This window comes from Pseudomonas sp. RIT411 (assembly GCF_003057735.2).
In the GTDB taxonomy this organism is placed as follows: domain Bacteria; phylum Pseudomonadota; class Gammaproteobacteria; order Pseudomonadales; family Pseudomonadaceae; genus Chryseomonas; species Chryseomonas oryzihabitans.
In genome coordinates this window covers 75930-95055 of the sequence record NZ_QBIZ02000008.1, presented here as the reverse complement: position 1 = coordinate 95055, position 19126 = coordinate 75930, and the positions used below count along the sequence as shown (strand labels likewise).

Genomic DNA, 19126 nt, shown 5'->3' with positions numbered 1-19126 from the left:
GGCTATTCCAGAATCTCGTTTATCGAACCTTGCAGTTTACGGGTCACCGGCCCCACGGACCAGTTCGCGGCTGCGTACCGGCGCACGGGCCAGATACCGTACTGGCTGTTGCAGAGGAAAACTTCGTCGGCCGCCAGCAGATCGTCCAGCGCCAGCGGCAGGACCTCGGCCTGGATGCCTTCCCGGGCAGCGATATCGAGCAGCAGACCGCGCAGCACGCCGGCCACGCCACAGCCGCCCAGCGCGGGGGTCAGCAGCCGCCCGGCGCGGACCAGGAACAGATTGCTGAACACGCCCTCGATCGGCCTGCCGTCCTGATCCAGCATCAAGCCTTCGGCATAGCGGGGGTCATTCCACTCCCCCCGCGCCAGGACCTGCTCGAGTCGATTCAGGTGCTTGAGTCCGGCCAGCAACGGCTGACGGGCCAGGCGGGTGGTGCAAGGATAGAGGTCGATGCCCTCGATGGCATGGGCCGCCGGATAGGCCGGGACGGGAGAGCCCAGCAACAGGCGCCGCACCTCGGGCTCGGCGGGCGGGGCATACCCGCGCAGGCCGTCACCGCGGGTGAGCAGCAGCTTGGCGACGCCCTCCCCCAGCAGCGCCGCATAGGCGCGGATCTCGGTGTCCAGCTGAGCGACATCGCAGGGAAGGCGCAGTCGCTGGCAACCGGTGGCCAGCCGCTGCAGATGACGGTCCAGCAGACGTGGCTGGCCCCGGCGAACCGCGATGGTCTCGAACAGCCCATCGCCATAGGCCAGACCCCGGTCGCGTTGCAGACCGGGATCCAGCGGTTGGCCATTGAGCCAGTCCTGGATCAAGCGTCGAAGCGCCGGAACACCAGACTGCCGTTGGTGCCACCAAAGCCGAACGAGTTGGACAGGGCCACTTCGATGGGCCGCTGCCGCGCCTCGTGGGGCACGAAGTCCAGATCGCAGCCGTCGCTGGGATTGTCCAGATTGATGGTGGGCGGCGCCACCTGATCGCGCAGGGCGAGCACCGTGAAGATGGCCTCCACCGCGCCGGCGGCACCCAGCAGGTGACCGGTCATGGACTTGGTCGAACTCACGCTCAGGCGCTTGGCCTGCTCGCCGAACACCTGCTTCAGGGCCGCCACTTCAGCCAGGTCGCCGGCCGGCGTGGAGGTGCCATGGGCATTGACGTAATCGACCGCTTCCGGCGCGATACCGGCGTCCTTGAGGGTCGCCTTCATGCAGCGCGCGGCACCCGCGCCGTCTTCCGGCGGGGCGGTCATGTGGAAGGCGTCAGCGCTCATCCCGAAACCGATCAGCTCGGCATAAATGCGGGCGCCCCGCGCCTTGGCGTGCTCGTACTCTTCCAGCACCAGGGCACCGGCCCCATCGGACAGCACGAAGCCGTCACGGTCGCGATCCCAGGGACGGCTGGCACGGGTCGGATCGTCATTGCGGGTCGACAGGGCACGCGCCGCGCCGAAGCCGCCCAGACCCAGACCCGAGGTCGCCATCTCCGAACCGCCGGCGACCATGGCGTCGGCCTCACCGTAGGCGATGTTGCGCGCCGCCATGCCGATGCAGTGCGTCGCCGTGGTACAGGCGGTGGCGATGGCATAGTTGGGACCCTGCAGACCCAGATGGATCGACAGGAAGCCGGACACCATGTTGATGATGGAGCCCGGTACGAAAAAGGGGGAAATACGGCGTGGACCCTGGGCGAGCAGCGACTGGCAATTCGCCTCGATATTGGTCAGTCCACCGATGCCGGAACCCATGGCGACACCCACGCGCTCGCGATTGCCATCGTTGATCTCGAGACCGCTGTCACGCATGGCCTGGAAGCTGGCAGCGAGACCGTATTGGATGAACAGATCCAGCTTGCGGGCTTCCTTCGCGGACAGGTACTGCTCCACGTCGAATCCCTTGACCGATCCGCCGATCCGCGTGCTGAAGGCAGAGACGTCCATATGCTCGATCGGCGCGATACCGCTGCGACCGGCCAGGATGCCTTCCCAGCTGCTCGCCACATCGGCGCCAAGCGGCGATACCATGCCCATACCCGTGATCACGACACGTCTACGCGACACACCCAACTCCTCTTGTCCTTCCGGGGCGGCCACCCCTCTTAAAAAAAGCCGATTCCATCGATCTTGACCTTGGACCTAAAGAAAAGCCGCACGCCCTACAGGACGTGCGGCTTCTTGTGTCCGAAACTGGCGACTACTTATTGCTGGTGAGCAACGATGTAGTCGATAGCTTCCTGGACGGTGGTGATCTTCTCAGCCTGCTCGTCCGGGATTTCGGTCTCGAATTCCTCTTCCAGAGCCATCACCAGTTCGACGGTGTCAAGGGAGTCGGCGCCCAGATCCTCGACGAAGGAAGCGCTGTTGGTAACTTCCTCTTCCTTCACGCCGAGCTGCTCAGCGACGATCTTCTTAACGCGTTCTTCGATGGTGCTCATACCGTGTTCTCACTCCTAAAGGAAAAATCCGCACAACGGATTGCGCGTAAGTGTATAGAAAGGGATTTCCGTATTTCAAGCTGACGCGACATCAAGACGTATGCGCGGCCATTGCTGGTCCGACAGTTTACCAGCTTAGCGCAATAGCCGCGCGGGGGTAACGCCGGTCAGCTCATGTACATTCCGCCGTTGACGGGGATCGTGGCGCCGGTCACATAGGCCGCGCCCTCGCCCGCCAGGAAGCCAACCACCTTGGCGATCTCGTCGGCCTGGCCGAGGCGACCGGCCGGGATCTGGGTCAGCAGCGCGGTGCGCTGGGCTTCCGGCAGTTCACGGGTCATGTCGGTGTCGATGAAACCCGGGGCCACGGCGTTGACGGTGATGTTGCGCGAACCCACCTCGCGGGCCAGTGCCCGGGTGAAGCCCTCGAGACCGGCCTTGGCGGCGGCATAGTTGGCCTGGCCGGCGTTGCCCATGGCACCCACCACCGAGCCGATGCTGACGATGCGACCCCAGCGGCCCTTGGTCATGCCCTTGAGCACGGCCTTGGACAGGCGGAACAGGCTGTTGAGGTTGGTATCGATCACGTCGAACCACTCATCGTCCTTCATCCGCAGCATCAGGTTGTCGCGGGTGATGCCGGCGTTGTTGACCAGGATCGACGGGGCACCGAACTGGGTCTGGACCTGCTCGAGGGCGGCCGCGACGGAGGCGTTGTCGGAAACGTTGAGCACCAGGCCGGTGCCTTCGATGCCGTTGGCCTTGAGCGACTCGGCGATGCGCTGGGCGCCCGCCTCGCTGGTCGCGGTACCGATCACGGTGGCGCCCAGCCGGCCCAGTTCCAGGGCGATGGCTTGACCGATACCACGGGTAGCGCCCGTGACCAGGGCGACCTTACCTTGCAGACTCATCTCGTTTTCCTCGATTCAAAAAGCCGCGCGAGCGGCGGCGAAGGCGTCGGGGGTGTCCAGGGCCAGCGTTTCCACGCCCTTGACGCATCTCTTGTTCAGACCGGCCAGCACCTTGCCGGGGCCGCACTCCACCAGGTGGGTGACGCCCTGGGCCGCCAGGTACTGCACGGATTCGACCCAGCGCACCGGGCTGTACAGCTGGGCCAGCAGATCCTGCTGGAGACTGTCCAGGTCGGTGTTGACGCCGGCATTGACGTTCTGCACCACCGGAATCTGCGGCTGGCTCCAGGTGCAGCCACGCACGTCCTCGGCGAAGCGCTCGGCCGCCGGGCGCATCAGTTCGCAGTGGGAGGGCACGCTGACCGGCAGGGCCACGGCGCGCTTGGCGCCCAGGGCCTTGCAGGCCTCGATGGCGCGCTCCACCGCCGCGGCGGCACCGGCGATCACCACCTGACCGGGAGCATTGAAGTTGACGGCGCTGACGACCTCGCCCTGGGCGGCTTCGGCACAGGCGGCCAGCACCTGGGCGTCTTCCAGACCGAGGATGGCGGCCATGCCGCCCTGCCCGGCCGGCACCGCCTGCTGCATCAGCTCACCCCGGCGCGCCACCAGGCGTACCGCCTCGGCGAACGGCAGGCTGCCCGCGGCGACCAGTGCCGAGTATTCGCCCAGGCTGTGCCCGGCGACATAGGCCGGCTTGGCGCCGCCCTCGGCCAGCCACAGACGCCACAGCGCGATGGAGGCGGTCAGGATGGCGGGCTGGGTACGGTCGGTCTGGTTGAGCGACTCCTGCGGGCCCTGCTGGGTCAGCGCCCAGAGGTCGTAGCCGAGGACGGCGGAGGCCTCGGCGAAGGTTTCGCCGATCAGTGCGTGGTGCGTGGCCAGCTCACCCAGCATGCCCAGGGCCTGGGAGCCCTGACCGGGAAAGACGAAAGCGAGAGAGGCAGACATAGGCAGGTCTCTTGTAGGTCCATTGCTGGCGAAACCGCGGTTCCGCCACTGACAGACTGAGATGTCGGTGTCGACCGGTCGGTCACACCGCTTTCAGAGCCGCCAAGTTTAACCGGATCCGCTCGGGGAGATCAGTCTCCACGTCGCGCAGGGCGCGCTCGATGGCCTGAACGAGACCGACTTCGCCTGCCGCACCATGGCTTTTCACCACCACCGCATTCAGGCCGAGAAAGCTCGCGCCGTTGCGCAGCTCCGGATCCCAGTGGCGGAAACGCCGGGCCAGCCAGGGCTGCAGCAACTGACGCTCGAGCCAGGAGGCCGTGCCGCTGCGCTCGACCAGCAGGCGCAGCAGCGCCTCGCCGGACTTGAGCACCGCATTGCCGGTGAAGCCATCGCAGACCACCACGTCCGCGACGGCGGCATAGAGATCGCTGCCCTCGACGAAGCCGATAAAATCGAAGGCCTGACTCTGGGCGAGGCGCCGTGCCGCCTCCTGGATCACCGGCGTGCCCTTGCCCGGTTCGCGCCCGACATTGAGCAGCGCGACCCTTGGCCGCACCAGGCCACGCGCCTGGGCCGCACCCGCCCCCAGATAGGCGAATTGCACCAGCTGTTCGGCAGAGCTGTCGAGATTGGCGCCGAGATCGAGCAGCAGCGTCTGGTGCTCTCCCCGTCCAGGCAACGCCGACATCATCGCGGGTCGATCGATGTCCGGCAGCGTTCCCAGCAGCTGTCGCGCGAGCGCCATCCAGGCCCCGGTATTGCCGGCGCTCAGACAGCCCTGGGCACGCCCCTGTCGGACCGCGTCGAGCGCAGCATGCATGGACGTCCGGGTACGACTGCGCACCACGGCAGCGGGGCGTTCATCGGGCCCGACAAGGGCATCGACGTAGTCGAACTGCAGGCGATTGGCGAGAGAGGCAGGCGGTGACCAGGCCGACAGGGCGTCGCGCTGACCACAGAGGAGAAGATGTAGGGCGGGGAAACGCTCGAGAGCGTCGAATGAAGCAGGAACAATGCAGCGGGGACCGAAGTCCCCGCCCATTGCATCGATCGCGATGACGATTTCGATCGAGGATTACTCGTCGGAACCCTTGTCGATCACTTTGCGACCGCGGTAGAAACCGTCGGGCGACACGTGGTGGCGCAGGTGAACTTCACCGGTGCTCTTTTCCACGGACAGAGCGTTCGCTTCGAGGGCGTCGTGCGAACGACGCATGTCGCGAGCGGAACGGGATTTTTTGTTCTGCTGAACAGCCATGATTTAACTCCTAAACGTTTGGGTCACGCTTCAACTGCGCAAGTACACTGAACGGGTTGGGTCGCTTTTCCTCGTCCGCCGGCTCTTCGGGCGCCTCGAAACCTTCCGGATGCTGGCAATCCCCTTCCGGATGCACAGGGATGATCGGCAGAGCGAGCAACAGCTCTTCTTCGATCAGGCTATGCAGATCCAGCGGATCTTCGCCAACCTCCAGGGCATCGTAACCCTGTGGCAAGGCATCGGCCGACTGCCCCTCCCAGAGCACGGCGAAATCGAATTCGCTGTGGATGGGAAGCACTGCCGGCTCCAGACAACGCTGGCAGATCATCTCGACCGCGGTATCGAGGACACCGTGGATGACGAACTGCCGCTGTTGATCACGCCCGAAGTCGAGGACGACGACTACCGCGCCTTCGGACTTCACGAGCTGCTCGCCGACACGCCGCATGTTCGCGAGAGGCAGCTCACCCTTGAGGGTTACGCCGCGATCCGCCAATTTGCGAGGATCGACCTGAGGTGGAATTGGCCCATTCAACATAAGCGCGCCATTATAGGGACGGCCTTACGGCTGTCAAAGGAAATTAACCCCGAAGCGACTTCGACCGACCTCTGGTCGATCTCGCCCGAGAACAAACTGATGCCTCTCATTCTACTCGCTTCCAGCTCGCCTTACCGCCGCCAATTGCTGGAAAGACTCCAGCTGCCCTTCGCTCATCGGTCGCCGGACATCGACGAAACGCCACGGCCTGGCGAAAGCCCGAGGGCGCTGGTGGAGCGCCTGGCCCGGGCCAAGGCCGCTGCCCTGGCCGACCAGCCGGAGCCGACCCTGATCATCGGCTCGGATCAGGCGACCGCCATCGACGGCGAGATCCTCGGCAAGCCCCTGACCCATGAGCGAGCCCGGCAGCAACTGGCCCGGGCCAGCGGTCGCACCCTGGTGTTCCATACCGGACTGGCCGTGCTGGACAGCCGCACCGGGGAGTGCCGCAGCGAGGTGGTGGATTTCCAGGTGCGCTTTCGCCCGCTCGAGGCTGCGACGATCGACCGCTACCTGCTGGCGGAACAGCCCTACGATTGCGCCGGCAGCTTCAAGGCCGAGGGCCTGGGCATCGCCTTGTTCGAGGCCATGCAGGGGGACGACCCGACCAGCCTGATCGGCCTCCCCCTCATCCGCCTCGCCGCACTGCTGCGGGAGGCTGGCCTGCAGGTCCCTTGAGATCTGCAGGCTGTCGCCCTAGCGCAACGCCGGACCCTGCCAGCCCATGTAGAGCGCCAGGCGCTCGGCGACACTGGCGCCCAGGCGCTTGGCGAAACGGTCGAAGGGCGAGTCTTCCTGGGTGTAGTCGACCAGGCGCTCTTCCTTGACCACATCGCGCGCCACATAGCTGGCGCTGCCGAGGCCATCGATCAGCCCCAGGGACAGCGCCTGCTCGCCGGACCAGACCAGCCCGGAGAACAGCTCCGGATGACCCTCGACCTTGAGCCGGTCGCCACGCCCCTTCTTGACGCTGTCGATGAACTGCTGATGGGTGGTATCCAGCACCTGCTGCCAGAATCGGGTCTCTTCCGGCTTTTGCGGCTGGAAGGGATCGAGGAAGGCCTTGTGTTCGCCCGAGGTGTAGACCCGGCGCTCCACACCCAGCTTTTCCATGGTGCCGACGAAACCGAAGGAAGCCGCCGTCACGCCGATGGAGCCGACCAGACTGGCCTTGTCGGCATAGATGGCGTCGGCCGCGCTGGCCACATAGTAGGCGCCGGAGGCCCCCAGGTCGGTGATCACCGCATACAGCTTGATATCCGGATGCAGACCGCGCAGGCGCTTGATCTCGTCATAGATGTAGCCGGATTGCACCGGACTGCCGCCCGGACTGTTGATGCGCAGCACCACGCCACGGGTGTTGCTGTCGTCGAAGGCCTTGCGCAGGGCCGTGACCACATTGTCGGCACTGGCCTTCTCGTCGTCGGCGATCACGCCCTTGAGTTCGATGAGCGCGGTATGGGCGCCGGACTCGGTCACCCCACCCTTCTTGCCCAGCGACAGCAGGGGCGTGAACAGCACCAGCATGACGATCAGGTAGGCGAAGGTCAGCAGCTTGAAAAAGATGCCCCAGCGCCGCGCCCGCCGCTGCTCGCGCACACTGGCGAGCATGGTCTTCTCGATCAGGGCCCAGGTCTTGTCGTCCGCCGGACGCGTACGTCCGCTGTCTTCCTTCCACTCGTCAGCCATGCCCAACCTCACTCCTGACCACAACGTTGTCACCCAGCCATAGCGCCAGGTCCGCGAAAGCTTCGATCACCAGGCGCGGCCCGAAATCCCTCAGCACCTCGGCCGGCTGGGCACCATAGGCCACCCCGACCGCAGCGACCCCGGCGCGGCGGGCCATTTCCAGGTCGAACACCGCATCCCCGATCAGCAGGGCGCGCTCCGGCGCCACGCGGCAATGGGCGAGAATCTCCTCGACCATTTGCGGATCGGGCTTGCCGGCGGCCTCGTCGGCGCAACGGGTGATGTCGAAGAACTCGCTCAGGCCATGCTGCTGCAGCGAACGGGCCAGGCCGCGCCGGCTCTTACCCGTCGCCACGGCCAGCTGGTAACCCAGGGCGCGAAAGCGCTGCAGCCCGCTCAGCACCTCGGGAAACAGAGGCGACGCCTGCTGTTCGCGACGGACGAATTCGGCGCTGTAGGCATCGCGAAAGCCCTCGATCTGCGCCGGAGTGACCAGATGCGGATAGAGCGTCTGGATGGCCGCGACCAGCTCCAGGCCGATGATGCCCTTGACGGCCACGTCGCTGCGCGGTGGCAAGCCCAGCTGCTCGGCCGCCACGTGCATCACCTCGACAATCCGGCCGATGGAATCCGCCAGGGTGCCGTCCCAGTCGAAGATCAGCAGCTGGTATTCAGGCATCCAGACGCTCCAGCGTCTGACTCCAGGTGCTGTCGACCGGCGCTTCCAGGCGCAACTCGCCGCCTTCGGGCAGCGGAATCACCAGACTCGCCGAGTGCAGGAACAGCCGCTTGCCGCCCAGCTCGCGAATCTCCTGGGAGAAGTCTTCGTCGCCGTATTTGGGATCGCCGGCGATGGCGTGCCCGGCGTGGCGGGCATGGACGCGGATCTGATGGGTACGCCCGGTCACCGGCCGCGCCTCGACCAGGGTGGCGAATTCGCCATAGCGCCGCAGCACGCGGAATTCGGTGAGCGCCTCCTTGCCTTCGTCATTGACCTCGACCATGCGCTCACCGGATCTGAGGGTATTCTTAAGCAGGGGCGCGCTGATCTTCTTCTTGGCCGCCGGCCAATGGCCGCGCACCAGGGCGTGATAGCGCTTATCGACGCCGTCGCCGCGCAGGGCCTCGTGCAGGAAGCGCAGCATGCTGCGCTTCTTGGCGATCATCAGCAGCCCGGAGGTATCCCGGTCGAGACGATGGACCAGCTCGATGTCGCGGGCGTCGGGACGCAGTTGGCGAAAGACCTCGATGACCCCACCGGACAGGCCACTACCGCCGTGCACGGCGATACCGGCCGGCTTGTTGATGACGATGAGGGCCTTGTCCTCGTGGACGATGGAATCCTCCAGGCGCTCGAGCAGGCCCCTGGCCAGGGGTGCAGGCTCGTCGGGCTCGGACAGACGCAGGGGCGGTACGCGGATCTGGTCGCCGGCCTGCAGGCGGTAGTCGGGCTTGATGCGGCCCTTGTTCACCCGCACTTCGCCTTTGCGCAGGATGCGATAGATGAGGGTCTTGGGCGCACCCTTGAGGTGGGTACGCAGGAAGTTGTCGATGCGCTGGCCGGCATAGTCGGCAGGCACGTCGAGCAATTGAACGCCGGTGCTGGGAGAAGGAGGCTTAGTCATCGGCAGATGATAGCAATTTTCCCTTATTTGAAGCACTTAAAGCTTGCTGCTATAGTCCGGAGGCGGTTATCAGTCCTGTCTGGATGGCACCGCTCGCGAGGCCGTAGATTCCGCCCGCGAATATAGGCTGCAAATGCAATAGTCACTGGACGTCTGGCCGTCCAGCAGAACGCCGACTCTGCCCAAGGGGGTGAGTGGCGATCTGCGATCCGCCTGGTAACCAAGGCAGCGGCACCCAGGGTGCCAGCTGTAAAACGACAACCGCTCCGGACCTTGCGGGCGGCACCTGATTCCTGAAGATTGTGTGCAGGATGGAGATGCACAACCAGCGTATCGCGTAGCCTGACAGTACGCCTGCAGCCCGCTTCGCGCCCAGCTTCGGCCAAGGTGACGATCGCAGGTGGAAGCCTCAAGGCCAACGGCCGATGCTCCAACCGAGCGACACCTGACACGAATCCCGCGACGACCCGGCTGCCCGAGCCTTTCGGCTGTCACGCCCGCACCATGCCTGGTTGATTCCTCCTCCTGTGGAGCTGCAACGGCAGTCGCTCAAGCGCCTGCAGGAGACGTAGTCGCGGCACGCCCCAGGGCCTGCTGCTGGACACGAAGGCCGGCTTTGCCCGGCTTCGATACGACCCCGTGCACCCTTCTCTTGAATCCTGTTGCCACCCTGCGGGCCGAGAGCCCGGAACGTAGTGGTATTACATGAAGAGAATGCTCATCAACGCGACCCAGCCCGAGGAATTGCGGGTTGCCCTGGTCGACGGTCAACGGCTGTTCGACCTGGACATCGAGTCCGGAGCCCGCGAACAGAAAAAGGCCAACATCTACAAAGGCCGCATCACCCGCATCGAACCCAGCCTGGAAGCCGCCTTCGTCGACTTCGGCGCCGATCGCCACGGCTTCCTCCCGCTGAAGGAAATCTCCCGGGAATACTTCAAGAAGAACCCGGAAGGCCGCGTCAATATCAAGGAAGTGCTCTCCGAAGGCCAGGAAGTAGTCGTCCAGGTCGAAAAGGAAGAGCGCGGCAACAAGGGCGCCGCCCTGACCACCTTCATCAGCCTCGCCGGTCGCTACCTGGTGCTGATGCCCAACAATCCCCGTGCCGGCGGCATCTCCCGTCGCATCGAGGGTGAAGAGCGCAACGAACTGCGCGAAGCCCTAAACGGCCTGAACGCCCCGGGCGACATGGGCCTGATCGTGCGTACCGCCGGCCTGGGCCGCAGCACCGAAGAACTGCAGTGGGACCTCGATTACCTGCTGCAACTCTGGTCCGCCATCACCGAAGCCTCGGGTGAGCGCAAGGGCCCCTTCCTGATCTATCAGGAAAGCAACGTCATCATCCGCGCCATCCGCGACTACCTGCGTCAGGACATCGGTGAAGTCTTGGTCGACAGCGTCGAAGCCCAGGAAGAAGCCCTGAGCTTCATCCGTCAGGTGATGCCGCAGTACGCCAGCAAGATCAAGCTCTATCAGGACAGCGTCCCGCTGTTCAATCGCTTCCAGATCGAAAGCCAGATCGAGACCGCCTTCCAGCGTGAAGTGAAGCTGCCGTCCGGCGGCTCCATCGTCATCGATCCCACCGAGGCCCTGGTGTCCATCGACATCAACTCGGCGCGCGCCACCAAGGGTGGCGACATCGAAGAAACCGCCCTGCAGACCAACCTGGAAGCGGCCGAGGAAATCGCCCGTCAGCTGCGCCTGCGCGACATCGGCGGCCTGATCGTCATCGACTTCATCGACATGACCCCGGTCAAGAACCAGCGCGCCGTGGAAGATCGCGTCCGCGAAGCCCTGGAAGCCGACCGCGCCCGCGTGCAGATCGGTCGCATTTCCCGCTTCGGCCTGCTGGAAATGTCCCGCCAGCGCCTGCGCCCCTCCCTGCGCGAAACCAGCGGCATCGTCTGCCCCCGTTGCAACGGCCAGGGCATCATCCGCGACGTGGAATCCCTGTCGCTGGCCATCCTGCGCCTGATCGAGGAAGAAGCCCTCAAGGATCGCACCGCCGAGGTGCGCGCCCACGTACCCATCCAGGTGGCGTCCTTCCTGCTCAACGAGAAGCGCAACAGCATCACCAAGATCGAGCTGCGCACCCGCGTGCGCATCATCATCCTGCCGGACGATCACATCGAGACCCCGCACTTCGAAGTGCAGCGTCTGCGTGACGACAATCCCGAGCTGCTGAACAGCCAGTCCAGCTACGAGATGGCCAACACCGAAGCCGAAGAGGTGCAGCCGGTCAGCTCCACCCGTACCCTGGTGCGCCAGGAAGCGGCCGTGAAGGTGGCGCCCGAGCGCGCACCGGCTCCCACCCCGGTCGCCGCCGAAGTGGTCGCTCCTGCTGCCCCTGCCGCCAAGACCACCGCCGAGCCGAACCTGTTCAAGGGTCTGGTGAAGTCCCTGGTCAGCCTGTTCGCCGGCAAGACCGAAGAGCAGCCCATGGTCGACAAGACCGCTGCCACTCCGGAAGCGCCCAAGAGCAGCGACGAGCAGCGTCGCCAGGACGAGCGCCGCAACGGTCGTCAGCAGAATCGCCGCCGTGAAGGCCGCCGTGACGACGAGCGCAAGCCGCGTGAAGAACGCCAGCCGCGCGCCGATCGTGGCGAGCGCAGCGAACGCCCGGCCCGCGAAGAGCGCAAGCCGCGTGAAGAGCGCCAGCCGCGCGAAGAGCGTCAGACCCGTGAAGACCGCCCGGCTCGCGAGGAGCGTCAGCCCCGCGAAGAGCGCGCCAATCGCGAAGAGCGCCAACCGCGCGAAGAACGCCAGCCCCGCGAGGAGCGTCAACCGCGCGAGGAGCGTCAGCCCCGCGAGGAGCGTGCCACTCGCGAAGAGCGCCAGCCGCGTGAAGAGCGTCAGCCCCGCGAAGAGCGTCAACCTCGTGAGGAGCGTCAACCCCGCGAAGAGCGCGTGAGCGCTGAAGAGCGTCCGGCTCGCGAAGAGCGTCAGCCGCGTGAAGAGCGCAAGCAGCGTGAAGAGCGTCAGCCGCGCGAAGAACGCAAGGCCCGCGAAGAGCGCCAGGAAGCGGCCAGCGCCGAAGAGCTGAACGAAGAAGAGGTGCTGGAAGGCAACGAAGAGCTGGAAGAAGGCGAAGAGCGTCCGCGTCGCCGTTCCCGCGGCCAGCGTCGTCGCAGCAACCGTCGCGAGCGTCAGCGTGATGCCAACGGCAACTTCATCGAAGACGAAGAGCAAGGTACTGCAGCCACCGACACCCCTGTCGCACCGGCCGCGGTCGCCCTGGGTACCGCCGTCGTGGTCAGCGAAAGCGTGACCGCCATTGCCACCCAGGAAGAGGTTCGTGACGTTCGCCAGCAGGAGTCGGCAGCCACCGCCGAAACCCCGGCCGCCACCGAAGCCACCCAGGAGGCTGCAATGGAGCAGCCCGCAGCGGACGCCCCTGCCCAGCCGGAGATCCTCACCCCCCAGGTGAGCCAGCTGCAGGACGAGCGTGCGCCGCACCAGGAAGTCGAGATCACCACGCCGGTGGTCGAGCAGACCGCTCCGGTAACGGCCACCGCGCCCATTCCCGCGGCACCGGTCGAGACCGAAGCTGCGGAATCGGCTGCCGGTCGCGCCTCCAACGATCCGCGTGAGCGCCGTCGTCGCGAGCGCCTGGCACGTGAAGCCGAAGCGGCACGCGCCAAGCAGGCCGAGCAGGACGCTCAGGCCCCTGCCCTGGGTGCCATTGCAGAAACCGAGGAAACCTTCGCCACCGCGGCGGTAGGTACCGTCGAGCCGCAACAGACGCCCGAGGCCCAGCCGGCCCCGATCGCTGAAGAGCTGCCTGCAGCCGAAGCCGAATCGGCGCCGATTGTGGTGGAAGAGCCCGTGGAAATCGTGCCCAGCCCTGCGCAGGAAGAAGCGGCTACCGTCGCCCTGACCGGCGAAGCCGACACCCCTGCGGAGGCTCCCAAGGCCGATGCTGTGAAAGAGGATGAAGCCACCCAGGCCGAACTCGATCGTAAGCTCAAGGAGTCGCGGGAAAATCATCCCGGCTGATCTCCGCCAGCCATGAAAAGGGGCGCCTAGGCGCCCCTTTTTTATGCCTCGAATTCGAGTGGGCATGGCGCACCGAGGGTGACGAGCCGGTCCCGATAGATCGATACAGGCCAGCCCTCTACGCACTGGAGTCCTACCCGCGATAAAGGCCTGCCTGGTTGGGCTTCGGCGGTGGAGCTGCCTCAACCCAACCTACGGGCCCAGGGAATCGACGTAGGTTGGCGCCGAGCGTAGCGAAGCCCAACACGGGGAGATGGGCTGATTGTTGGGCTTCGCCGGTGGAGTTACCTCAACCCAACCTACGGTGCCCGAGGGAATCGACGTAGGTTGGCGCTGAGCGTGGCGAAGCTCAACAAAGGACAGGATGGCCTGACTGTTGGGCTTCGGCGGTGAAGCTGCCTCAACCCAACCTACGGACCCAAGGGAATCGACGCAGGTTAGCGCTGAGAGTAGTGAAGCCCAACACGGGGAGATGGGCTGATTGCCGGGCTTCGGCGGTGGAACTGCCTCAACCCAGTCTACGGTACCCATGGGAATCGAGGCAGGTTGGCGCTGAGCGTAGCGAAGCCCAACGTTAGGCTGATACCGGACTGCCGACCTTTGGCGGCGAACCCACACCATTGGCCCTGCGCACCCTTCGCCGAAAAATCCCAGGCATAAAAAAACCCAGCCGCTTGGCTGGGTTTTTCGAGCGTATCCCGAAGGATTAACGCTTGGAGTACTGCGGACGCTTACGCGCTTTGCGCAGACCGACTTTCTTACGCTCGACTTCACGGGCGTCACGAGTGACGTAACCGGCTTTGCGCAGGGAGCTGCGGTAGCCTTCGTCGTACTCGATCAGCGCACGGGTGATGCCGTGACGGATAGCACCGGCCTGACCGCTCACACCACCGCCAGCGACGGTAACATAGACGTCGAACTTCTCCAGGGTCTCGGTCAGCTCGAGGGGCTGACGCACGACCATGCGCGCGGTCTCGCGACCGAAGAAGGTGTCCAGAGCGCGATCGTTGATGGAGATCTTGCCAGTGCCCGGACGGAGGAAGACACGAGCGGTGGCAGTCTTACGACGGCCGGTACCGTAATTTTGAGTTGCCGACATGTTGTACTATCCCGATTAAAACTTGAGTTCTTGGGGCTGCTGAGCGGTGTGCGGATGGTTCGCACCCTTGTACACCTTGAGCTTGCGATACATGTCGCGGCCCAGCGGGTTCTTCGGCAGCATACCCTTGACGGCGGTCTCGATGACGCGCTCGGGAGCACGGGCGATCAGCTTTTCGAAGTTGATCGACTTGATGCCACCCGGGAAACCGGAGTGATGGTAGTACATCTTGTCGGTAGTCTTGGCACCGGTCACACGAACCTGCTCGGCGTTGATGACGACGATGTAGTCGCCGGTGTCAACGTGAGGGGTGTATTCGGGCTTGTGCTTGCCACGCAGGCGAGTGGCGATTTCAGTAGCCAGACGACCCAGAGTCTGGCCAGCAGCGTCGACGACGTACCAGTCGCGCTTAACGGTTTCCGGTTTTGCGGTGAAAGTTTTCATTCTCTATGGCCTCAGAGGCCGCCCTGGTAAAAAGACGGCAAATTCTACACAACAGTGCAACCCCAGACAAGTCGGGGGCAGCCGGAAACAGACGCTCTTCGGGGGCTCGGGTCGGCGTCCGCTACGGCGATCTCGGCAGGCTTAGGCATCCCCCGCCAAGAAAGCTGCGGCATGATACCCGTTCACGCCAGAAAAGCAACCACAAGCTAGAAAGAAAATAGTGCCTGGGTCGCCGCCGAACCCTGGCGACGGGAGGCCAGGTGATCGGCCAGCCGCGTCGGTTCCGGCAGGCGGTGACGCCTTACGCAGGCCATGACCAGCGCGGGTGCGCTGGCCAGGCTGACCCGGTGCCCGGGCGAGACGATCAGCGGCTTGACCCGGTCCTTGCTGCGCAGCACCGTGCCGATCACCCCACCCTCGCGATCCCGCAAGTCGACCTGGCTGCCGCGCGTCTCGGCGAGTTCGCCGTGGTGACCGGTGAGAATCTTCTTGGCCACGCCGATCGTCGGCAGACCGGTGACCACCCCGAGATGGGCGGCGATACCGAGGCGGCGTGGGTGAGCGATGCCATGGCCGTCGCAGAACACCAGCTCGGGCGTCTCCGGCAATTCCGCCAGGGCCTGGAGCAGCGCCGGCAATTCGCGAAAGGACAGCAAGCCCGGTACATAGGGCATCACGGTGGGGATGCGGGCGACGGCATGGGCCAGTGGCTGCAGGGTCTCGGCATCCAGCAGGACGGCCACCGCGCGGGTGATCTCGCCCCCCTCCTCGAAGCCCACGTCGACCCCGGCGTAACGCCGCGGCGCGCCGAAGTCGTCGTGCAAGAGGACCTGCGTGGCCAGTTGCTTCTGCAGGATGCGCGCCTGGGCGGGCGAGCCGTCCCACTCGGCGAAGGGATCGGAATTCACACGTACCTCCCGAAAACCTGGGTCAAAGGATTGATCCTTCAACCCGGGCAGGGTTCACGGCTTGTGCGGACGGGCCAGGTATTCGTGGGACTGCATTTCCAGCAGGCGGCTGAGGGTGCGCTGGAATTCGAACTCCAGGCGGCCACCGGAATAGAGGTCCTTGAGCTCCACTTCGGCCGACAGGATCAGCTTGACCTGGCGATCGTAGAATTCGTCGACCAGGTTGATGAAGCGCCGCGCCATGTCGTCCTTGAGCGCGTCCATCTGCTCGACGTTGCTGACCAGTACCGTCTGGAAGATCTTGCCCAGCTCGATGTAGTCGTTCTGGCTGCGCGGACCGTCGCAGAGGGCACGGAAATCGAACCAGGCGACGTCTTCGCAGGTGCGGCGCGCGCGGATCTCGCGATTCTCGATCATCAGCGGCACGTCTTCGCAGAGGTCGTTGCACTCGACGGTGAGCGAACGGAAGCTCTTGGCCATCGCCGCCTCGACCTCGTCGCTCAGCGGATAGTGAAACAGCTGCGCCTGTTCCAGGGCGCGCAGGCGATAGTCCACGCCGCTGTCGACGTTGACGATCTCGGTGTGTTCCTTGAGCAGCGCGATGGCTGGCAGGAAGCGCGCGCGCTGCAGACCGTCCTTGTAGAGGCCGTCAGGCACGATGTTCGAGGTGGCGACCAGACTGACGCCATTCTTGAACAGCTCTTCCAGCAGGGTCGCCAGGATCATGGCGTCGGTGATGTCGGAGACGAAGAATTCGTCGAAGCAGATCACCCGCGCCTCGTCGGCGAAACGCCGGGCGATGATGGTCAGCGGATTCTTCTCGCCCTTGAGGGTGCGCAGTTCTTCGTGAACCCGCTTCATGAAGCGGTGGAAGTGGGTGCGCATCTTCTGCTTGAACGGCAGGGCGTCATAGAAGGTATCGACCAGATAGGTCTTGCCGCGCCCTACCCCACCCCAGAAATACAGCCCCTTGACCGGCGTGACCGTCTTGCGCCCGAGCAGCTTGCCGAACAGGCCACCCTTGGACGCGGGCTCGGCGAGCAATTCGTCATAGAGGCGCTGCAGATGGCGGACGGCCTCTTCCTGGGCAGCATCGTAGAAAAACTCCGGGCGCTTGAGGTCGGCCTGGTAACGCTCGAGGGGGGTCATGGCGGCTTCTGGTCGGGTGGAAAAAAGGGTGGTCACTGTAATGGCGGTCCCTGGCGTTGACAACGCCGGGGACCGCGGGTGCCCTTTAGGCCTCGGCCAATTGCGCGAGTGCGGTGCGCGTCCGCTCGATCAGCGCATCGCGCGCGGCGGGGGAATCGCTGGCGACGCCCTCGGCCACCACCTGATCTGCCAGCAGCAGCTGGAAGCCGTTGCCCTCTCCCGCCACGACACTGGCCGGCGTGGTGACCAGCTGCTTGCTGGTGATGCCGGCGGTCTTGGCCTCGGCGAAGGGGATCGACAGGGCCAGTTCGGTGCCGTCGGCGTCGAGCAGGCGGAAGCGGAAGCTGCCGTCGCTCTCGCGGAAGCTGACGAAGCGGGCGGTCTTGCTGGCCTTCTTCTTGGCGCCGCCGGTGGCGACCTGGGTCTTGAGCGAGCGCAGGCCCACGGCTTCGCGCAGCTCGCCGAGGAAGGGCGTGGCATAGCGGCGGGCCTTGGCGGCACCGGCCAGCAGGATGTCTTCCAGATCATCGGGACGGGCGATCAGCGCCGCATAGCGCTCGCGTGCTTCGCCCAGCTCGGCGTCGAGCAGCTCGAACAGCTGGCCCTTGGCCTCGCCCCAGGCCAGGCCGTCCAGCAGGGCCGCGCGGAAGGCCGCGCTCTGCTCGGGGGTGGCGAAGGCCTGGTAGAGGGTGAAGAGGTGGGCGCTGTCGGGATCCTTGGGCTCGCCGGGCAGGCGCGAGTCGGTGACGATGCGGGCGATGGCGTCCTTGAGCTGCTTGGCGCTGCCGAACAGCGGGATGGTGTTGTCGTAGCTCTTCGACATCTTGCGGCCGTCGAGGCCGGGCAAGGTGGAGACGCTTTCCTCGATGACCGCCTCGGGCAGGGCGAAGTAGTCGCGCCCGTTGCCGAACAGATGGTTGAAGCGCTGACCGATGTCGCGGGCCATCTCAACGTGCTGGATCTGGTCGCGCCCGACCGGCACACGCAGGGCGTTGAACATCAGGATGTCCGCGGCCATCAGCACCGGATAGCTGTAGAGCCCCATGGTGACCCCGGCATCGGGATCCTCGCCCTGCTCCAGGTTGCGGTCGACCGCGGCCTTGTAGGCATGGGCGCGATTGAGCAGGCCCTTGCCGGCGACGCAGGTGAGCAGCCAGGTCAGCTCGGGGATCTCGGGGATGTCGGACTGGCGATAGAAGGTCACCCGCTCCGGATCCAGGCCGCTGGCCAGCCAGGTGGCGGCGATCTCCAGGCGCGAACGCTGGATGCGCGCCGGGTCGTCGCACTTGATCAGGGCATGGTAGTCGGCGAGGAAATAGAAGGAGTCGGCATCGTCGGCCAGGCTGGCGCGGATGGCGGGACGGATGGCCCCGGCATAGTTGCCCAGGTGCGGGGTACCGGTGGTGGTGATGCCAGTGAGGATGCGAGTGGTCATGGAGGCGCTGGAAATCCGAGAGACTAACGAGGGTCAGGCCTGCAGGCGGGGCAGGACCAGATCTTTGAGTTCGACGAGTTTGCCATGGAAGAAATGGCTGCAGTCGGCGACGCGGAGCAATTCGTGCGGCTGTTCGAGCGCGGCGGACCAGGCATAGACCCGCTCGGGGGTCACCACCTCGTCGGCCTCGGGCTGGATCACGGTGAGGCGCGCCCGCTGGGGCAGGCGGCCGTCGACCGCGAAACACTCCACCGGCGGCGCCAGCATGAACAGCCGTTCCACCGCCACGCCCTCGCCTTCCAGGCGCCCGCCGAGGCAGGCGGCGACGCAGGAGCCGAAGGAGAAGCCGCAGAGGGTCAGGGGCAGGTCGGGATGGCGTTCACGCAACCAGGCCACGGCGGCCGCGGCATCGTCGATCTCGCCTTCGCCACCGGCATGCACGCCGGTGCTGGCACCAACGCCGCGAAAATTGAATCTGAGGGTGGCCTGGCCGGCATCCCGGGCGATGCGCTGCAGGGTGGCGACCACCTTGTTCTGCATGGCGCCGCCATGGAGCGGATGGGGATGACAGAGCAGGACCGCGCCGGTGGGGGCATCCGGGCTCTGGTACAGCGCCTCCAGAGTGCCCGCGGGGCCCTCCAGCAGCAGGGATTGTTCACGGGCTGACACGCTTGACTCCGTGATCCC

At 65.4% G+C, this 19126-nt stretch carries 19 protein-coding genes; 2 read left to right on the top strand and 17 right to left on the bottom strand.

Going from position 1 to position 19126, the window contains the following annotated elements; all coding sequences use genetic code 11:
• Window positions 1-2: 2 nt before the first annotated feature.
• The 8 genes from pabC to DBY63_RS13565 all read right to left on the bottom strand — a co-directional run bounded on the left by pabC (window position 3) and on the right by DBY63_RS13565 (window position 6094).
• The gene (gene pabC, locus DBY63_RS13600; protein ID WP_171991249.1) at window positions 3-815 is read right to left on the bottom strand and encodes an aminodeoxychorismate lyase; all 813 of its coding nucleotides are present in this window, start codon (window positions 813-815) and stop codon (window positions 3-5) included.
• The gene (gene fabF / locus DBY63_RS13595; protein WP_007160596.1) at window positions 815-2059 is read right to left on the bottom strand and encodes a beta-ketoacyl-ACP synthase II; all 1245 of its coding nucleotides are present in this window, start codon (window positions 2057-2059) and stop codon (window positions 815-817) included. Before fabF ends, pabC begins: the two co-directional genes overlap by 1 nt.
• Before the next feature lie 137 nt (window positions 2060-2196).
• The gene (acpP, locus tag DBY63_RS13590) at window positions 2197-2433 is read right to left on the bottom strand and encodes an acyl carrier protein (protein ID WP_007160597.1); all 237 of its coding nucleotides are present in this window, start codon (window positions 2431-2433) and stop codon (window positions 2197-2199) included.
• A 167-nt stretch (window positions 2434-2600) separates the two neighbouring features.
• Window positions 2601-3344 carry a 3-oxoacyl-ACP reductase FabG gene (gene fabG / locus DBY63_RS13585; protein ID WP_007160598.1) on the bottom strand — a complete coding sequence of 248 codons (744 nt, stop codon included), beginning with the start codon at window positions 3342-3344 and terminating at the stop codon, window positions 2601-2603.
• A 15-nt stretch (window positions 3345-3359) separates the two neighbouring features.
• The gene (gene fabD, locus DBY63_RS13580) at window positions 3360-4295 is read right to left on the bottom strand and encodes an ACP S-malonyltransferase (protein ID WP_007160599.1); all 936 of its coding nucleotides are present in this window, start codon (window positions 4293-4295) and stop codon (window positions 3360-3362) included.
• A gap of 82 nt (window positions 4296-4377) precedes the next feature.
• Complete coding sequence (gene plsX / locus DBY63_RS13575; RefSeq protein ID WP_074584616.1) at window positions 4378-5340, bottom strand: phosphate acyltransferase PlsX; 963 nt, start codon at window positions 5338-5340, stop codon at window positions 4378-4380.
• A gap of 33 nt (window positions 5341-5373) precedes the next feature.
• A complete protein-coding gene (gene rpmF, locus DBY63_RS13570) occupies window positions 5374-5556 on the bottom strand; it encodes a 50S ribosomal protein L32 (protein WP_007160601.1) in 183 nt (60 codons plus the stop codon).
• A gap of 10 nt (window positions 5557-5566) precedes the next feature.
• Entirely contained in the window at window positions 5567-6094 is a 528-nt protein-coding gene (locus DBY63_RS13565; RefSeq protein ID WP_108582299.1) for a YceD family protein, read from the bottom strand.
• Window positions 6095-6193: 99 nt separating this feature from the next.
• On the opposite strand from DBY63_RS13565, the gene DBY63_RS13560 reads away from it, so the two are divergent.
• On the top strand, window positions 6194-6772 hold the full coding sequence (locus DBY63_RS13560) for a Maf family nucleotide pyrophosphatase (RefSeq protein WP_044341765.1): 579 nt from the start codon (window positions 6194-6196) through the stop codon (window positions 6770-6772).
• Between the two features lie 18 nt (window positions 6773-6790).
• Here DBY63_RS13560 and sppA read toward each other — a convergent pair whose 3' ends face one another.
• From sppA to rluC, 3 genes are read right to left on the bottom strand one after another with little or no spacing between them, the layout of a single operon-like run.
• Window positions 6791-7783, bottom strand: coding sequence for a signal peptide peptidase SppA (sppA, locus tag DBY63_RS13555; RefSeq protein WP_007160604.1), 993 nt, complete (start codon window positions 7781-7783; stop codon window positions 6791-6793).
• Window positions 7776-8462, bottom strand: coding sequence for an HAD-IIIA family hydrolase (locus DBY63_RS13550; RefSeq protein WP_042137950.1), 687 nt, complete (start codon window positions 8460-8462; stop codon window positions 7776-7778). The genes sppA and DBY63_RS13550 overlap by 8 nt, the downstream gene beginning before the upstream one ends.
• Window positions 8455-9408 (bottom strand): 23S rRNA pseudouridine(955/2504/2580) synthase RluC, encoded by a 954-nt coding sequence (gene rluC, locus DBY63_RS13545; RefSeq protein WP_007160606.1) that lies wholly within the window; start codon window positions 9406-9408, stop codon window positions 8455-8457. The genes DBY63_RS13550 and rluC overlap by 8 nt, the downstream gene beginning before the upstream one ends.
• Window positions 9409-10113: 705 nt before the next feature.
• Between rluC and rne the strand changes: the two genes are divergently transcribed.
• Window positions 10114-13404 (top strand): ribonuclease E, encoded by a 3291-nt coding sequence (rne, locus tag DBY63_RS13540; RefSeq protein WP_218565012.1) that lies wholly within the window; start codon window positions 10114-10116, stop codon window positions 13402-13404.
• Between the two features lie 706 nt (window positions 13405-14110).
• On the opposite strand, the gene rpsI is transcribed toward rne, so the two are convergent.
• From rpsI to DBY63_RS13510, 6 genes are all read right to left on the bottom strand, one after another.
• Window positions 14111-14503 carry a 30S ribosomal protein S9 gene (rpsI, locus tag DBY63_RS13535; RefSeq protein ID WP_007160608.1) on the bottom strand — a complete coding sequence of 131 codons (393 nt, stop codon included), beginning with the start codon at window positions 14501-14503 and terminating at the stop codon, window positions 14111-14113.
• Window positions 14504-14518: 15 nt separating this feature from the next.
• Window positions 14519-14947, bottom strand: coding sequence for a 50S ribosomal protein L13 (gene rplM / locus DBY63_RS13530; protein ID WP_007160609.1), 429 nt, complete (start codon window positions 14945-14947; stop codon window positions 14519-14521).
• A 206-nt stretch (window positions 14948-15153) separates the two neighbouring features.
• A complete protein-coding gene (gene nfi, locus DBY63_RS13525) occupies window positions 15154-15855 on the bottom strand; it encodes a deoxyribonuclease V (protein ID WP_027598260.1) in 702 nt (233 codons plus the stop codon).
• Between the two features lie 54 nt (window positions 15856-15909).
• On the bottom strand, window positions 15910-17004 hold the full coding sequence (gene zapE, locus DBY63_RS13520; RefSeq protein WP_007160611.1) for a cell division protein ZapE: 1095 nt from the start codon (window positions 17002-17004) through the stop codon (window positions 15910-15912).
• 85 nt (window positions 17005-17089) lie between these two features.
• Entirely contained in the window at window positions 17090-18439 is a 1350-nt protein-coding gene (locus DBY63_RS13515; protein WP_007160612.1) for a tryptophan--tRNA ligase, read from the bottom strand.
• Window positions 18440-18472: 33 nt separating this feature from the next.
• Window positions 18473-19108 (bottom strand): alpha/beta fold hydrolase, encoded by a 636-nt coding sequence (locus DBY63_RS13510; RefSeq protein WP_108582297.1) that lies wholly within the window; start codon window positions 19106-19108, stop codon window positions 18473-18475.
• Between the last annotated feature and the right edge of the window lie 18 nt (window positions 19109-19126).

What these genes read in the sequence shown, in the direction of transcription:
- acpP (WP_007160597.1), bottom strand. Translation starts at nt 2,433, where the DNA reads ATGAGCACCATCGAAGAACGCGTTAAGAAGATCGTCGCTGAGCAGCTC.
- plsX (WP_074584616.1), bottom strand. Translation starts at nt 5,340, where the DNA reads ATGGGCGGGGACTTCGGTCCCCGCTGCATTGTTCCTGCTTCATTCGAC.
- zapE (WP_007160611.1), bottom strand. Translation starts at nt 17,004, where the DNA reads ATGACCCCCCTCGAGCGTTACCAGGCCGACCTCAAGCGCCCGGAGTTT.
- fabD (WP_007160599.1), bottom strand. Translation starts at nt 4,295, where the DNA reads ATGTCTGCCTCTCTCGCTTTCGTCTTTCCCGGTCAGGGCTCCCAGGCC.
- sppA (WP_007160604.1), bottom strand. Translation starts at nt 7,783, where the DNA reads ATGGCTGACGAGTGGAAGGAAGACAGCGGACGTACGCGTCCGGCGGAC.
- rpmF (WP_007160601.1), bottom strand. Translation starts at nt 5,556, where the DNA reads ATGGCTGTTCAGCAGAACAAAAAATCCCGTTCCGCTCGCGACATGCGT.
- rpsI (WP_007160608.1), bottom strand. Translation starts at nt 14,503, where the DNA reads ATGTCGGCAACTCAAAATTACGGTACCGGCCGTCGTAAGACTGCCACC.
- rluC (WP_007160606.1), bottom strand. Translation starts at nt 9,408, where the DNA reads ATGACTAAGCCTCCTTCTCCCAGCACCGGCGTTCAATTGCTCGACGTG.
- DBY63_RS13565 (WP_108582299.1), bottom strand. Translation starts at nt 6,094, where the DNA reads ATGTTGAATGGGCCAATTCCACCTCAGGTCGATCCTCGCAAATTGGCG.
- rplM (WP_007160609.1), bottom strand. Translation starts at nt 14,947, where the DNA reads ATGAAAACTTTCACCGCAAAACCGGAAACCGTTAAGCGCGACTGGTAC.
- rne (WP_218565012.1), top strand. Translation starts at nt 10,114, where the DNA reads ATGAAGAGAATGCTCATCAACGCGACCCAGCCCGAGGAATTGCGGGTT.
- DBY63_RS13560 (WP_044341765.1), top strand. Translation starts at nt 6,194, where the DNA reads ATGCCTCTCATTCTACTCGCTTCCAGCTCGCCTTACCGCCGCCAATTG.
- DBY63_RS13515 (WP_007160612.1), bottom strand. Translation starts at nt 18,439, where the DNA reads ATGACCACTCGCATCCTCACTGGCATCACCACCACCGGTACCCCGCAC.
- DBY63_RS13550 (WP_042137950.1), bottom strand. Translation starts at nt 8,462, where the DNA reads ATGCCTGAATACCAGCTGCTGATCTTCGACTGGGACGGCACCCTGGCG.
- fabG (WP_007160598.1), bottom strand. Translation starts at nt 3,344, where the DNA reads ATGAGTCTGCAAGGTAAGGTCGCCCTGGTCACGGGCGCTACCCGTGGT.